The 16,035-nt window shown below is 41.2% G+C and carries 11 protein-coding genes; 1 reads left to right on the top strand and 10 read right to left on the bottom strand.

The features are described 5' to 3' along the window. The first annotated feature begins 171 nt into the window (after positions 1-171). Positions 172-1,356, top strand: coding sequence for an SGNH/GDSL hydrolase family protein (locus BLO53_RS09455; RefSeq protein ID WP_092060870.1), 1,185 nt, complete (start codon positions 172-174; stop codon positions 1,354-1,356). Positions 1,357-1,991: 635 nt separating this feature from the next. Here the strand turns inward: BLO53_RS09455 and BLO53_RS09460 are convergent. From BLO53_RS09460 to BLO53_RS09505, 10 genes are all read right to left on the bottom strand, one after another. Beyond that, entirely contained in the window at positions 1,992-3,194 is a 1,203-nt protein-coding gene (locus tag BLO53_RS09460) for a lipopolysaccharide biosynthesis protein (protein ID WP_092060872.1), read from the bottom strand. Continuing rightward, positions 3,187-4,128: a glycosyltransferase family 2 protein gene (locus BLO53_RS09465; protein ID WP_092060874.1), complete on the bottom strand. Its 942-nt coding sequence runs from the start codon at positions 4,126-4,128 to the stop codon at positions 3,187-3,189. Before BLO53_RS09465 ends, BLO53_RS09460 begins: the two co-directional genes overlap by 8 nt. A gap of 44 nt (positions 4,129-4,172) precedes the next feature. Then, positions 4,173-5,192: a radical SAM/SPASM domain-containing protein gene (locus BLO53_RS09470; RefSeq protein WP_092060876.1), complete on the bottom strand. Its 1,020-nt coding sequence runs from the start codon at positions 5,190-5,192 to the stop codon at positions 4,173-4,175. Between the two features lie 18 nt (positions 5,193-5,210). Next, positions 5,211-6,341, bottom strand: a complete 1,131-nt coding sequence (locus tag BLO53_RS09475) for an NAD-dependent epimerase/dehydratase family protein (RefSeq protein ID WP_092060878.1) — start codon at positions 6,339-6,341, stop codon at positions 5,211-5,213. 76 nt (positions 6,342-6,417) lie between these two features. Then, positions 6,418-7,848 carry a sugar transferase gene (locus tag BLO53_RS09480; protein ID WP_092060880.1) on the bottom strand — a complete coding sequence of 477 codons (1,431 nt, stop codon included), beginning with the start codon at positions 7,846-7,848 and terminating at the stop codon, positions 6,418-6,420. A 158-nt stretch (positions 7,849-8,006) separates the two neighbouring features. Then, entirely contained in the window at positions 8,007-9,572 is a 1,566-nt protein-coding gene (locus BLO53_RS09485) for a hypothetical protein (RefSeq protein WP_092060883.1), read from the bottom strand. Positions 9,573-9,644: 72 nt separating this feature from the next. Continuing rightward, positions 9,645-11,078 carry a WecB/TagA/CpsF family glycosyltransferase gene (locus BLO53_RS19640; protein WP_242875351.1) on the bottom strand — a complete coding sequence of 478 codons (1,434 nt, stop codon included), beginning with the start codon at positions 11,076-11,078 and terminating at the stop codon, positions 9,645-9,647. Further along, positions 11,075-12,172 carry a radical SAM protein gene (locus BLO53_RS09495; RefSeq protein WP_092060885.1) on the bottom strand — a complete coding sequence of 366 codons (1,098 nt, stop codon included), beginning with the start codon at positions 12,170-12,172 and terminating at the stop codon, positions 11,075-11,077. Before BLO53_RS09495 ends, BLO53_RS19640 begins: the two co-directional genes overlap by 4 nt. An 877-nt stretch (positions 12,173-13,049) precedes the next feature. Continuing rightward, positions 13,050-15,215 carry a LicD family protein gene (locus BLO53_RS09500; protein ID WP_092060887.1) on the bottom strand — a complete coding sequence of 722 codons (2,166 nt, stop codon included), beginning with the start codon at positions 15,213-15,215 and terminating at the stop codon, positions 13,050-13,052. A 55-nt stretch (positions 15,216-15,270) separates the two neighbouring features. Further along, the gene (locus BLO53_RS09505) at positions 15,271-15,996 is read right to left on the bottom strand and encodes a ribulose-phosphate 3-epimerase (protein WP_092060889.1); all 726 of its coding nucleotides are present in this window, start codon (positions 15,994-15,996) and stop codon (positions 15,271-15,273) included. Positions 15,997-16,035: the final 39 nt, after the last annotated feature.

A 16,035-nucleotide genomic window follows, 5' to 3' on the forward strand; every position in this document is an offset into this window, starting at 1 on the left:
ACTTCTAATTACCAAATAATAAATATTATTGCACCGCAATCTATGTTTTTTGTAATTAACGGAATATCGTAAATTCTTTAAGATTTTCTTAATCTTGTTTCCAAAATCTTCACAGCATGAATTTTAGTGATAAAATGGCAATTGGAGTATTTAAAAGAGAGGTTAAAAGATATGAAGAAGAAATTCGCTGTACTTACAGCACTTACACTATCATTCTCAATGATACTTTCTGGATGTTCTCTTGGAAAAGATGATTCCAAGGAAGCCACAGAATATATCAATGACGAAAATGTTGATGCATCAGATGATGCAAGTCAGGATATTTCCAGTAACATCATAGTTGCTGACAGTTTAGAAGAGCCAGATTACAATGATCCTACAGCTGGTGCCAGTGTAGAAGTTACTGAAACTCCTCAGGAAGAAAACCCTGTTGACGACAACCTTGTAATGGTATTCTTTGGAGACAGCCAGATGGCTAATGGCCGAGGCGATGGAACTGATATCCCGACACTTGTTGGCCAGAGAGTTCCCAATGCCACAGTATACAATCTTGGAATTGGCGGAACAACCGCTGCATTTAAAAGAACATCTGCAGGTTACCTTGACTATGAAAACTGGACAGATAACTGTTTTCTGGGAATGACTTATTGTCTGTCTGGCCAGGTAGACAGAAACAAAGTTCTGGCTGAGAGTTATCCTGATGTTCTTAATACAATGAACCAGATTGATCCATCTCAGGTAGATTATTATTTTATTGAATATGGTTTCAACGACTTCATGATGAAGACTCCACTTGATATCAATGATCCCGATGGTAACCCAACTGATTTGCCTCAGGAATATACCTTCTACGGATCACTTTCCTATGGTATTTCAGTTCTTAAGAGAATCAGCCCTCAGGCCAAATTTGTTATGATATACCCATTTTACGGAATCTACAAGGACGGCAATGGCGCATATCTTGGAGATAGCTTTGTTGTAAGTAACGGAATTGGAACACTTGCTAATTACGCTGATAAGATGGGTAACGTTGCAGGGGATCAGGGAACCTATATTTTTGATGGTATGTACCACACAAAGTGTGATCTCTACGTAGATACTCAGGAGCAGTACCTGCAGGATACAGTCCACTTAACAGAGACTGGCCGTAGGATCATGGCAAGACTTATTGCCCACATTCCTAACGGTGTAGAGGGTTACGAGCCTACAGCTTACAGAGACGGTGACTTCATCAAGATTGCAGAGTTCAATCCGGATGAGACTTACCGCATGGATCCAGCTACTCTTAAGGAACACTTCTCCGACCAGTACGACAAGTACATTAACGGTGACTACATCCTCGCTCAGCCACAGTGATGAACGCCGCAATTTTCTGATTTAATGAATTTACAAAAGGTCTGGTGACACCAGAGTCCTACAGCACATGATTTTTGTTCCGTCAAACCAAACATTCCAGCGAGCCCATAGCATCAATTTAAAATGCACAGGCATTTGAAATTGATTGGTCTCGCCTCCATGGTTTGAAACGTCACAAAATATCATGCACTCGTACTCCTCCGGTGTCCCCAGACCTTTTCTCTACCCGGAAAACCTACGTAACCACAATAAGTATCTTTTTCTCAATCATGATACTTATTTGGCTGCAAGAGCAAATATCGCTTGTGACACTTACGCACGAAGCACAGTTGCTTTAGCCATATTTATCATCTCATACCGATGCGCATCCTCGTAGTGTTTAATATCTTAAGAAATCCAGAGAAATTTACTATGATAATGCTAACACATATAAGTTCAGGTATTCAAAGGGCCAGGCCGCGTTAGTACAGTAAAAATGCACAATATTTTGTGACGTTCCAAACCGCGGAATCGAGACCAATAAGTCTCAAGTGCCTTTGCACGCAGAGACTTATGCTTTGGGCTCGGTGAAGTGCTTGGTTTGGCGGAACAAAAATTGTGCGTTTTGTTGACGCAGACCAAAGGGCCGTACGTTATCACAATCTTCTAATACCAATGACTGCAGTTGCTATGAGGCGGATGAAGTTAACTGCGACAAGTCCAATGGCCATACCAAAGAGGCCCTGGATAAATGTAAGTGGAACAACAATTGCCGCAAAGGCTACGATGTAGATCACATTGATCACAAGCTGCATCTTCTCTTTCGTAAAACTCATGATTATGACCATAAGAGATCCCGAGATGAAATACAGAATCTGACCGAGGTTTGCCAGAAAGAAATAGTCCTGCGCCTCTTCAAATACATCTGGATACATGATTTTTACAAACACCATGGAAACCACAGTGCACACAAAGGCTCCAATTATAGACAATACAGCCATTGCAACACCGATAAGTCCAAATTTCTTTTTATCAAGCTTTATCTTATAGTTAGTAAAATAGCTGATGATTATGCCATTAAGCGGTGTTGTAAGCATAGCAACAATCTTACCTATAAGGCTTGCTGTGTAGAACACTGTTACTTCTCTGGCGCCAACAGCAAGTCGCAGAAGTAACCTGTCTGAATTCAGGATAAGTGCACCAATAAGGTTACTTGCCGATATGATCCAGGCTGACTTAAGATTATCCTTATAGCTTGCAGATAACTTGGTAAAGGGGGCTCTGAAAATCTTTCCCCTAACTACTGTATAGGCAATGCCGAACACTTCTCCCACAAGAAGGGTGATTGCCCAGCTTCCTGTGTAGGGCAGGATCAATAAGCCAATCAGGTAACCTACAGATACAGAAGTAAAGAACAAAAAGTAATCCACAAATCTGATTGTCATTCTGTACTCAACATCTGCGTAATATCTAAATACTGTCACTATCATAAGGATCAGCATCTGGATATAGCTTGCAAACGTTAGCTCTTTTAACATAAAAAGAGAAATGAAAGTCACAAGAAATGACACTCCGGCGATCATAGATAAAAACAAGTTATAGTCGCCGTTTTCATGAGTTCTCTCCTTGGCTGCCACCATTCGTGAATAGCTGGCTGCAGTGCCAAAGCCCGATCCCATGATTGATACAAATGAAATCAAATAAAGAACGGTGCCAAAAGCCTCCGCTCCAATCCTGGCATTGAGGCCAGGATTGATCACAAGCTGTAGGACACCGTTGTAAATTACTAGTGCAAGTACACTAAATATAAAATCTCTGGAAGCGCCCAGTACCAGGCTCTTCTTCCCAGTATTACCCATTATAATCATTCTCCTTGTGTCTCTGGAGCATGTTAAGCTGCATCTCAAACTGTCTTCTGTCACCTATAGCCATAGTTGACAATATGACGCCGGCAAAGAAGCTCTGCACCGCAGACAACATGATAAAGCAGCACACAATAAGCGTAGGGAACCTTGGCACAAGGTGTGTAGCCCAGTATTCCTGCAGAATTGGTACAAAGAAAATAACAGAAATAAGTGCCAAAAGCGCTGCTATAAGTGTAAAGAAGCCAAAAGGTTTGTAGCTTCTATATAGTCTCATGATAGTTCTTAAAACCTTGAAGCCGTCAGAGTAGGTGTTGAGCTTACTAACTGATCCTTCTGGACGATCTCTGTAATCAATGACAACATTATCAATCTGCATGTTGTTATATACAGCGTGAATAGTCATCTCAGTCTCAATCTCAAACCCCTTGGACAGTACAGGGAATGTCTTAACAAACTCATAGCTGAAAGCTCTAAAGCCTGTCATGATATCTCTGATATTGCAATCAAAGAGTTTGTTGATACTGCCTCTTACAAGGTTATTTCCAAAGTTGTGGAAAGGTCTCTTATTCTCCTGATAATAAGTTGAGGAAAGTCTGTCTCCAACAACCATATCCGCATTGTGGTTAAGAACTTTATCCACCATCTCAGGAGCTGCATCCATAGGATATGTATCATCTCCATCAACCATGACATAAACCAGGGCATCAATCTCGCGGAACATGCGTCTGATTACATTTCCCTTACCCTGCATATATTCATTTCTAACAATAGCTCCGGCCTCTGCAGCAATTTCAGCTGTTCTGTCCTTGGAATTATTGTTATACACATAAATAGTTGCATCAGGAAGAGCCGCCTTAGCGTCGCGAACTACCTTCCCAATAGTTTTTTCCTCATTGTAACAAGGAATAAGAACTGCAATTTTGTCCATTAAATCACCCTCATTTTGTATTTATGATATACGGATTGCTCGAATCATTTAATATTGTCATCCTGATTATTCTTGTTACCAATCTTCATTCGCTCATGTCCGCCAAGCTTATTGGCAGCATCCTGATCACCACGAAGAATAGCATTTACAATCTGCATTCTAAATCCGGCATCGATGAAGTCACAATGCTTACAGAATGGATAATTCTGACGGCCTGCTGCTATATCACGTCTAACCTTCTGGAATCTCTCACTGCCCCATGCCTCTTTAAGAGTCATCTTTGTAAGGTCACCAAAATCAGTCTTCTCGAAGTTATCACAGCAGCACAAGCCCATCTTGCCATTTGGCATGATCCACATATCTGTAAATGGTAAAAGACATGTCTCTTTAATTACCTTTTCTGTAGCCTGCTTGTTTGGCGCACTTCCTGCACGGTTTGTAAGAACTTCCTGAAGGTATCTCATCTGAATCTGGATATCAAGATTCTTAAACTCCTCAGGATTAGCCTTAACATAGTCATAAAGCTCCTGAATGTTCTTGTGGAGCTTCATCTCCATTGAATAGTTATTGATAATAAGCTGATTGATGTAAGGCGCTACCTCTTTTACCTTATCAATTGTAAGGATAAGACCGTTAGTAGACATAAAGATAAAGCTGTCAGGAAGCTTCTCTCTGGCATACTTGTGTCTTTCAACAATCTTGGTATCAAGAAGTGGCTCGTTGTTACCATAAAGTGTAAGATGTCCCTTGTAACCCCAGTCCGCAAGCTGATCGATTATGCTCTTGTAAAGATCGTCATCAATCTTCATAAGAGGTCTGCACTCAGCATGTACATTGGCGGTACAAAAAGAACAGGTTGAGTTACATCTGTTGATAGTCTCGATATTTACAACATTGGGCATTGGAACTTCCTTGGAATTAAGGAAGTAGTCGCAATACGCCTTCTGTGATTTACTTCTTGTAATAAACTGAAGCTTGAGGTAAGCATCACTTGCAAGGGTTGGAAAATGCTTTCTTGCAAACCAACCAAATTTTCCCATAAAACTGTTAACTCTAATTGGCATTTCTAAAATTCTCCCAAATTAGTTATTGTAATATTGCTTGTACCACTTGGCAAAAGACCTAAGTCCATCCCTAAGCGGTGTAGAAGGCTTAAATCCAAAGTCTTCCTGAAGTGGAGTCACATCGGCATAAGTTACTTCTACATCTCCAGGCTGCATTGGAACAAGTTCCTTGTGAGCCTCAAAATCATAGTCCTGTGGAAGAACACCAGCGCTTATAAGTTCCTGCTGAAGGATATCCACAAAATCAAGAAGATTTACAGGATCGTTGTTACCAATATTATAAACCTTATATTTTACACCGTTCTCGTTTTCAGAAGGAGCAGTTCCCATCACATTGATGACGCCTTCAACAATATCTGTAACGAAGGTGAAATCTCTTTTACAATTGCCATAGTTAAAGATCTTGATAGTCTCGCCCTTAACGAGCTTGCTTGTAAATCCAAAGTAGGCCATATCTGGTCTTCCTGCTGGTCCATATACTGTAAAGAAACGAAGACCTGTGCTAGGAATTCCATAGAGCTTAGAATAGGAATGTGCCAGAAGTTCATTGGACTTCTTGGTAGCAGCATAAAGAGATACCGGATTATCAACCTTGTCGTCTGTGCTATATGGAATCTTCTTGTTAGAGCCGTAAACGCTTGAACTAGAAGCATAAACAAGATGCTCAACGCCGCGATAGTCAGCATTATCTGCATCTATCCCATCATAGGAATGACGGCAGGCCTCCAAAATATTGTAAAAGCCAATAATATTTGACTCAATATAGGCATCAGGATTCTCTATTGAATAGCGAACCCCCGCCTGGGCCGCAAGGTTTACTACAACCTCAGGTTTAAACTCGGCAAAAGCCTTGTCCACAAAAGATCTGTCAGCAATGCTGCCCTTGTAGAATACAAAATCCGAAGAACCGATAGTCTCGCAAACTCCGTACTCTCCAGCCTGTCCATTGTCCTTAACAAGCTCTGCAATGGCCTTGAGTCTATCCTTCTTGATACCAACATCATAATAATCATTCATGTTGTCGATACCAAGAATCCTGATATCTTTATATCTTTTTACAAGTTCCATGCACAGATTAGCACCGATAAAGCCTGCCGCTCCTGTGACAAGAACTCTTTTACCATTTAAATCAATATTCTTATCTAACATTTCAAATTCCTATTATCTGCAATCAGCAGAAACGCACCTCACAGCAAGATGCGTCCACTGACCATATATTTATAAGTTACTTGGCGCCACGTCCGAAGAGAACAACGCCAACTGTCTTAAGAAGGATCTTGAAGTCCTCAGTAAGGCTCCAGTTGTCGATGTAGCGAAGATCAAGCTTAACTACCTCATCGAAATCCTCGATATCACTTCTACCACTGATCTGCCACAGTCCTGTAAGACCTGGTGTCATAGACAGACGTCTTCTGTAATGCTCATTGTACTGCTTAAACTCATTCTCTGTCGGTGGTCTTGTTCCAACAAGGCTCATATCGCCCTTAAGGACGTTGAGGAACTGTGGAAACTCATCAAGACTAGTTTTTCTGATGAACTTACCAACCTTAGTTACTCTTGGGTCGTTCTCCATCTTGAACATAAGACCATTCATCTCATTCTGAGCCTCAAGCTCTTTCTTGCGCTCTTCTGCATCAGTATACATAGATCTGAACTTGTAGATCTTGAAACGTCTTCCGTTCTTACCAATTCTCACCTGTGAGAAAAAGACAGGTCCTGGTGAATCAAGCTTGATTGCAGGCGCAAGGAAAAGAGTAATAATTCCTGTAAGTATGATTCCTACGATTCCGCCCAGGATATCGATGACTCTTTTGATGAAGAGTCTCTTATAGCTAGTGTGGAACATTGTATATGTAATAACTGAGTAATCCAGGAAATCTCCAACGTTTGTTGCAGCCTTGCCTACATCTGGAAGTTCAAGGTTATAGTGAGTTGTAACACCCATCTCCTCAAAGCCAAGGATAATATCCTGCATCTCGCGCTGAGGAATGTTAGGAGTGTTGATAAATACTTCATCGAAAGGATCAGTTATAAGGCGCTCTGTAAGGTTCTGGATTCCATGATGAATATGAACTCCATCGATGTACCATTCCTCTGATGAATCTCCATCAGCTTCTGAATCCACGCAGTATGCTCTTACAACCTTGTAGCCAACACCCTTACTGTTCTCCACAAGTTTCTTGATAGTCTGCTCCATCAGAGCCTTCTCTGAAACCACAACGACTCTCTCTACATTGAGGTCGCTTGAGATGTACTTTCTAAAGAACTTCTTGAAGATGATCCTCACTATATAAGTAAGAAGAATATCTCCCCAGATAAAGTTAAGAACTACAAATCTGGACAAAATATTGGACCAGCCCAGGAAGAATACCATGGACATTGAGGCCAGTATCATGATAGCCATAAAGCGTATCACATATAAAAATTCTGACAGATAACCCCTTATTATGAAGTCTCTGTTCCAGTCTGCCAAAAATGCGTAGCCCACGCAAAATAGGAGAAACACAACGCATACCATATAATGAAGCGTTTTATCTCCCCAGTCATTGTTGTTGTTGAATCGCAGCCACGAAAAGAAAATGTAGGTCACAATTATGCACGCCATGTCAATTGCAAGGAGTACATAGGTCTGAAGCGTCTTATACTTGTTGCTCATATGATTTTCCCCATATTTATAATAATATATGCAGGTTCCTAAAGATCATTGGAAGCATATATTGTCTCTCCCTGCAAAACAGCATCCAAATCATAGTCCCACGCCATAACATTGTAACATATTTATTCAATAATCCAAGTACTAGTGTGCTGACTTGTTCATCTCTGATATTCTTTTTTCTTTTTCCTTGTTAAAAGAACTACAGAAGCAAGGCCAGTAGCCATTCCCGCAAATACTCCGGTACTCAACCCGCGTCTTTCGTACTCCATAAGCGCTATCTGGCTGTCAAACTTATACATAGGCGTACTTTCATCAACATAGCCTACAATATAGTTTCCCTGAGTTTTCAATTCCTGAGCCTCTTCTTTTGTAAGGTAAGTAGCTTCCATTCCAAGGCTTCTGCCAGATTCATTTAATTCTCTGCTGCCGTAGAAGGCAGATGGTTCCTGGGTTAAAAGATAAAACAACATAATAGAAGCTATTCCGGCTGCCGCTCCAAAGCATATGCCCTTGATAAGTACAGCTACTGGCATGGAACTAATCCATGAATTTCCAATATCATCTGATTTTCTGTTGCCAGCCAAAGCCGTATAGATAGCTGCTCCCATAAATACAAATACAAAATTCTTGAATGAAAGATTGTATAAATGTGGCTCCCAGATACCCATCACCAGCATTCCCATTAAAACTGCAAGTTCAGCCATGTGGGAATTTTTCAGGCTGTAGTGGATAAACCACATAGTAAGGCAGGCCATGACTACAAAGGTCACAATTCCAAGCTGCAGGAAAAGATATAGCTGAGACATATCAATACCATAAGTAGACATCCACTCATCAGGATTATTCAACCTGATTCCAAAAAGCGCCGGAGAATTGTTGGACCAGAAGTACTTGGCTATAGAAAATCTGGTAGTAAATATTGTCGTATCAATTTTTCTAAATACGCTCTCTGGCAGTATAAATGGCATAACGATTGCTATAAAGCATGTCCCTGGAAAAGAAATATAACAAGCGATTTTTTCAAGGATTCCAGGTTTCTCCCTAAGACAAAACCACAGATTGATAATAAGGTAAGCTGTTCCTGCAAGAAGGCCAGTTCTACTGCCGGAATACTGGAATATATAGAGGTTAAATAAGAACGCAAGGACTGAGAATATTATGAGTTTAATTGTGTTTTTTTCGCGCATCAGGCTCTTGCTAACATAGTACATAACCAGCATCATAACTGACAACACTGTCATGTGAAGACTGTTTGGATGAGCATAGCCAAGTCCATGCCTGAACATCAGGCCAATGCCAGCTCTCTCCTGTGGATAATATATCTCTTCTGCCAGGCCAAACACACCAGTGAATATCTTAAATAACGTTATAATACCAGATACTATTGCGCCCGTCTTCACAACCTTAAGAACACTTACCTGCTTCATTCCAAGCATCATGCAAAAGTACAGGATAAGTCCCTTTTCGCCTGTGTTAACGTACACAATTCCTGCAAGCAGTATAAAGAATGCAACTACTGCGTATTCCTTTATAGTATGCTTTGTCATCAGCATCTTAATTGCAAATAGTCCAAATACAAATAAAAGAGACAAATTAAATATCATCTGTCCCTCATAAAATCCAAAGGCCTTAACAGCTATCATAACAGCAAAATAGAGAAGGTATATGCCTTCTCCAATCTGCGCTCTATTATCTTTAATTTTTTTTAGAAAATCTGATTTCATCTTTTTCCGCCGCAAATTTATCTATTATATCGCACTCTTTCTGTAGATCATACTTTAGTAAACTGTTGGTTCTTATCTTCTCAATTTATCAATCGTCTGATACCACAAATACTTCGCGTTAGTCACGAGATATCTTTTTACAAGACGCCTTGGATCCTGGAACAGTCTGTAAAGCCACTCAAAGCCGATATTCTGAATCCACTTTGGAGCTCTCTTAATTGTTCCTGCGTGGAAGTCAAAGCCAGCTCCAACCCCCATCATAACGCCTTTTATCTGGTCCTTGTGTGCATTCATCCACTTTTCCTGCTTGGGCGCGCCAAGACCAATCCAAACAATGTCAGCTTCTGAGTTGTTGATCATCTCAACATAAGACTTATCCTCTTCCTCAGTGATTGCTCTAAAAGGCGGAGAGAACATGCCCTTTATCACGATGCCAGGGTACTTTTCTTTCAGGTTCTTTTTAAGCTCATCCAGTGTTTTCTGGGATGCTCCGTAAAAGAAATGACTAAGGCTTCCATCAGCAGTTGCCCTGAACATATGCTCCATAAAATCAGGGCCTGCCACTCTTTCTGACAGTTCAAATCCTTCCTTGTGCTGGAACTGAGCTATAGGATTGCCATCAGGAAATACAAAAGCAGCTTCGTTAAGTACCTTTCTGTAATCCGCATTTTCTTTTCCCATAACAGAGGTATGTACATTAGAAAAGCAGATATACTGACCAGATAATTCCTTTATATGCCTCTTAACATGAAGAACCGCTTCTTCCGTCCTTGCAACAGCGTAGTGAATGCCGAAGACATCACATTTTTCAGAACGCACTGTAAAGGGAACTGCCGCATAATCCCTGATATCGCTGACAATACCGCCACGAACCTGATAATCCAGAGCTTTGAGGGCTACATAAGGATGAAGGCCACAGTCTTCAAGAGTTTTGATTACTCTATCTGTATCTCTATTTGTATCACTACATATATTTCTGTCATGAATAAGCGCCTTAGCGTAATTGCCTGACTTCACCATTTCTTTTATCTCTTGATCACTTGGAAATGGTGCATACAGCTCCAAAACTTCCTCTTTGATATCTCCAACTCGCTTTAAATAGCGGATGATAGCTACTTTTCTGAAAAGATATACAAAGATCAGGTCAAGGCCTATAAAAGCTGCGATGACAAATCTTGAGGAGTTCACTCCCTGCTGGAGAACATAGAGATATAGGATAACTGCGATGAAGAGCATTATCCTGCCCTTTACGATTGTAGCAATATTCTTGATCCCGTCATGGACAAAGCTGCCAACACGCTTTGCATCGTAAGCCATGAAAATAATAGCCTGCACCAGCACCACAAATATGGCAAGTGCCACGTACATGCCATCATAGATATCATCCCAGGTGTGAAATCTTTCTCTATATCTTATAAAAAGCGCACCGAAATAAGCCAGCAATAAAGCCAGCTCATCCAGTACTAATAATTTCTTTTTAGAAAATCCCCGAAGTCTCTCTGTCACTTTTTCAACCCGTCATTTGCTACAGCACACATATCGCAAGTGCTGCATTTATCTAATTCTTCCTTAGTAACCTTGCCATCACGCAAGTCTCTTACCACCTTGAGTTCATACATTGAGTAAGGCTTCTTCATGAAAAGAGCCTTGAACTTGTGACGAATTACCCACCAGGCAGGAACCCAGATGTATTTGTGCATCGCAGGTGAAACTGAACCAATCATCCAGCAGTTTCTGTCACAGTGCCTAACAACTTTTCTAACTCTTTCTGCCTGCTCTGAATTCCAGAGTTCATCCCAGCTCTGAGTGTTAAGGTTTCCCATAACCTCTTTATCCTTGGTTCCATTACAAGGCATAACGTCTCCGTATGGATCAATAAAGAAGGTATCAAAACTCATGTCGCATGGAAGAAGTCTCTTTTGCCCATAAATATAATTGATAAGGCCGTGGTTAAAGTACGCTCTGAACCACTTCTTGGGACTCTTTGACTTAAGGAGCATGTTGATAAGTTCCTCAAAGTGCTCAGCCACCATTGGCCTGTCATGTATGATATTCTTGGCTTCAACAAAATAGAAGCTATTGTGAAGTGAGGCTGTAGCAAACTCCATATCAAGCTCATCAGACAGCTTGTAAAGTTCGCACAGATCAGGAGCATTCCTATCCTGCACTGTCATACCAAAGCCTACATCCTTAAGTCCCATTTCACGGAGCTTTTTAAGAGTTGTATATCCTCTGTTAAAGCCATCCGGAAGTCCACGGATCTCGTTATTTGTCTGCTCAAGACCTTCTATGGAAATTCTGATTCCTATGTCAGGAAATTCCTTGCACAGATCAATTATCTTATCTGTGAAAAATCCATTTGTGGAAATAACGATTCTATCGCTCTTTTTGCGAAGCTCTCTTACTATATCCTTGATATCCTCACGGATAAAGGGTTCTCCACCTGTTATGTTAGTAAAATACATAGGCGGAAGCTTTTTTATTGTCTCTATTGAAATTTCATCCTTGGGATCAGATGGTGCCTTGTATCTGTTGCACATAGTGCAGCGGGCATTACATCTGTAGGTAACGATCACGGTTCCATTTAACTTCTTTGACATTTGAATAAATCTCCAATTGCTATAAATAATGTTGGTGATATGATAAATCAACGTACATTATAAAACATGCCGGACAACTTCTCAACATGTACGGCTTCTTGGGCTTTTGGAGGCTTCTTGAGTTCTCTCCAGCATCCTATTTCTGCTATTTTGCACGAAATCCGTCGTTGGACTAGCTTGCATATAAGCTTGCTTTTGTGCTTCTGACTCTGGGTTTTATACGAAAGCCAGCATTTTCCTTACTTGCGTATAAGCTTGCTTTCTTACTTCTGTCTGCGTGCATTATACGAAACCTGCATACATTAGATTTGCATGTAATCCTATTATCACCCACAAGTATTGCCTATTACACGAAAATCATAGCTTCCACAAATTTCATATAAGCTTGTTTGAAAACTTTCTCTACCGGCTATTACATGCAATCCCAGTTATTACCACTTTTCGTATAAACCAATTGTACAAAACCAATTTTATCTTATTACACACAAATCTATCTTTTTACTTTTTCGTATAAATTCCTCGTGCGCAATCCAATTTTTGCCTTATATGAAATCCCCTTTTCTTTCATTTTCATATAAACTAGTCCTGTTCAATCTACTTTTTACTATTATATGAAAACGGCAATTCCTCTTATTGCGTATAAACCACTCAATATCTTACTCAATAAAATGCTCAATACATTGCTCTGTGTATCACACTGTAAATTGCTTTGTGCATTTCTCACTAAACTGCTCAATGTACTGCTCGGTAATTTCCTCGATAAACGGCTAACTCCCCCTAAAATAGCAGGCTTACAAAATACACAACAACCTACAAACTTAACCATTCCATCACTTTTGCATGCATCACTCCGCAGAATAGTATCAAATACAAACCATCACACATCAATATTCTCAATCATCACCGGAATTCCGCGGTTTACGCACTCCCTGACAAGTGGCGCGGCATCGCCGTAGTAGCCAGCCCACTTGTCCATATGTTCAAGTGAAAAGCCATTTGGATCATATATACAATTAGATATATTCCCTTGTTCAAGCTTTCCTACAAGTTCCTGATACTTCTCCCAGAGTTCACCGTCAATCTCCGGAAGTTCAGTAATGACCTGGGCCTGAGGTACTATTACCGCCACAACCCTATCTCCAGCATCCGCAAATATCTTGAAAGACCTTATTATCTTGTCTATTGACCTATCCCTATCCCGCAAAAGAAATCCCAAGGTAATGTGGTATATGATAACCTTTCGCCCTGCATATTTCCCAAGAAACGCAGACCACCTGTCCTCCTCGCCGTCAGTACATCTTCCTCCATCACTTACGCCCGGAGATACTTGCTTGTTTCCTGCATTCTCAAGTCCATTCCTGCCATTTTCAAGATTTTCCCCTTCATTCCCAAGTCCATTCACAGCACTCTCAAGCTCCACCACTTTCTGATTCCAGAAGCTTGCAGTATCTGCCCCTGTCATCTCAACCAAGGACTCCACATAAAAGTCCCTAAGGGCCTTGTCTCTTACCACAACTCTGTCCGCATTAAAGACCCCCTCTTGCTGTACAAATGTCTTTATTGCTGTAGAAGCCTTGTCACCTGGCTCTGCTGGCGCATCCATATCAAGATAGGGCACATATACTAGCTCATCAGTGAATTTCAAAAGATTTGCAGAGTAAAAGAACTCATGCACAGTCATAGCCGTATTGTGACCGTCATAAGGAACCTGCATCACAATCACATCGGGGTGGATTCCTGCAAAGTCAAACTTCTCACAGTCAGAAACCTGCACATATTCAGGGAAAAGAGCTCTCTCATCATGCTTATCATAGATATTACCCTCAAAATCGCAGTCATAGTAAAAGATAGGTAGCACGTAAACTTCATATTCAGGATCCGCTGAGTATGCCTTCCACAAAGGCTCCATTGTATCCCACCACTTTGCCCTTACTGGAAGAAACACGGCGATTTTCTTTTTTTCTATTTCACCACTCCAATCACCTGTACTGGCTGACTTATCCACAATTTCTTCAAGGTTATCACCTGGATTAGTCAAATTGTTCTCTGCTTCTGCCTGATTACCTCGGTTATCATCTTTCACTTCAACCTTATCCGCCAGCATCTGGCTGGCCTTCTGCACATATCTCTGCACTGAAGAAAGAAGTTGCGTGGGCTCCCAGGTATAACAATAGGGATCTTTTCCAAAGTGGTCTCGAAGCATGCGCTCCTGCTCTGCATAAACAGGATACTCATGCATACCACCTGACTTTACGATCCGCATAAAATCACCGTATTCAAGTTCAAGAAGTTCGTCATATCTGGCATTTACATCGATATACGTGTTCTCAAAGGGCATTTTGACTATGTTCTTATAAAGGTCCTTGGGGAAAATATGATGTCCATAGGGGGCATAGAAAACCATGAGTGCCACATCGTCGGCTTGACTCACAGGGCACTCACTAAAAATCTTTTCAACCTTCTTCCGAAGTTCCCAGACAAGCTTCCCACTCTTACCGGTATCCTCGGCTTCCTTTAGCTTACTGATCGCAATATTTGCCCTTTCTCTTCGCTCTTTTTCTTTTGCCTCATCCTTGTAAAGGCCGTCCAAAGGGAAAATATCGATGCCAACAGTGTAAGGACAGCCGTAAAACTCTCTCATGTGGGCTATTCCAAAATCAATTGCATGGCTGTTGACAACGCGACCTATAAACTCGCGATATTCAGGTTCTCTGTCTATAGTAAGTATCTCAAAGCCCTCTGGCAGCTCTTTTGCCGCGACTTCAAAAAACTTGTTATAGTCATCACGCATCATACAAATATCAAAATCATCATCCCAGGGCACATATCCACCGTGCCGCACAGCCCCTAGAAGTGTGCCGTAATCTGCATACCACGTAATTCCGTACTTTTCGCAAATGGACGCAACTAAAGAAAGGACCTTTAACTGCGACGCGAAGTAGCGTTTCATCATCGTAGATATGTAAAAGCCCTCTCGAACCTCCGGCTGAAAATAAGCTGGAGGAAATGTTAAATTTGTCAGGTCATTCCGTATTTTCTTCATCAGTCAACCATAAGTGGTCCGTAGGGACGAAGTCAGCAGTCCATTTCTTGTCTCATCAACTCATATAATCAATTTTCTTTTGTGTTTTTTCATTCTTCAGATAGCTAAAATCCAGAGCCCTGGCAGATGAAATGATTTCCTTGTAGCTTGTCTTTTTCCCAAATAGGAGTGTTGTACCAAGTACAAATCCGTCCACACCGTGAGGTGCATATTCTTGCAGCCTTTCAGGCCCGCAGGCGCCATCCCAGTAGAGCTCAAATTTCATCTTGGAGCGTAACTTTAAAAGCTGCTCAATCTTTTCACCAACATAAGGGAGAAACACCTGGCTGGCATTTCCTGGATTTACCGCCATTACCAGAACCCTGTCCACAATTCTCAGCATCTCTTTTACCGTCTCAACAGAAGTGCCCGGATTTATGGCAATTCCCGGATACATCTTGGCATCAACTATCTTTTGAAGCGTGGTTGAGGGATGATACTCAGCCTCAGGGTGGATGTACACAGTATCGCCAGGACGGAGCCTAGATAGAAAAAGATCTATGTTGCGCCTAGGGTGTTCAATCATAAGGTGCACATCAAGGGGCTTTTTGCTGACCTTAGCGATGTAAGCCATATCGTAAAGTGACATAGCAAAATTATCCACATAACGACCATCCATTATGTCGATGTGGAAGGAATCAATCCCAGCCTCTTCCAGAGCTTTTACCTCTTTTTGCAGATTGCCGTAATCTGCGCACATCATAGATGCGCACAGCCTAAAGTCCTTCTTTTTATCACCCATATTCCGCTCCTCGCATGCTGAAATAGCTTCCTGAACTGT

The sequence above is a fragment of the Butyrivibrio sp. INlla14 genome (genome assembly GCF_900102515.1).
Taxonomy (GTDB): Bacteria; Bacillota; Clostridia; order Lachnospirales; family Lachnospiraceae; genus Butyrivibrio.

What these genes read in the sequence shown, in the direction of transcription:
- BLO53_RS09455 (WP_092060870.1), top strand. Translation starts at nt 172, where the DNA reads ATGAAGAAGAAATTCGCTGTACTTACAGCACTTACACTATCATTCTCA.
- BLO53_RS09460 (WP_092060872.1), bottom strand. Translation starts at nt 3,194, where the DNA reads ATGGGTAATACTGGGAAGAAGAGCCTGGTACTGGGCGCTTCCAGAGAT.
- BLO53_RS09465 (WP_092060874.1), bottom strand. Translation starts at nt 4,128, where the DNA reads ATGGACAAAATTGCAGTTCTTATTCCTTGTTACAATGAGGAAAAAACT.
- BLO53_RS09470 (WP_092060876.1), bottom strand. Translation starts at nt 5,192, where the DNA reads ATGCCAATTAGAGTTAACAGTTTTATGGGAAAATTTGGTTGGTTTGCA.
- BLO53_RS09475 (WP_092060878.1), bottom strand. Translation starts at nt 6,341, where the DNA reads ATGTTAGATAAGAATATTGATTTAAATGGTAAAAGAGTTCTTGTCACA.
- BLO53_RS09480 (WP_092060880.1), bottom strand. Translation starts at nt 7,848, where the DNA reads ATGAGCAACAAGTATAAGACGCTTCAGACCTATGTACTCCTTGCAATT.
- BLO53_RS09485 (WP_092060883.1), bottom strand. Translation starts at nt 9,572, where the DNA reads ATGAAATCAGATTTTCTAAAAAAAATTAAAGATAATAGAGCGCAGATT.
- BLO53_RS09495 (WP_092060885.1), bottom strand. Translation starts at nt 12,172, where the DNA reads ATGTCAAAGAAGTTAAATGGAACCGTGATCGTTACCTACAGATGTAAT.
- BLO53_RS09500 (WP_092060887.1), bottom strand. Translation starts at nt 15,215, where the DNA reads ATGAAGAAAATACGGAATGACCTGACAAATTTAACATTTCCTCCAGCT.
- BLO53_RS09505 (WP_092060889.1), bottom strand. Translation starts at nt 15,996, where the DNA reads ATGGGTGATAAAAAGAAGGACTTTAGGCTGTGCGCATCTATGATGTGC.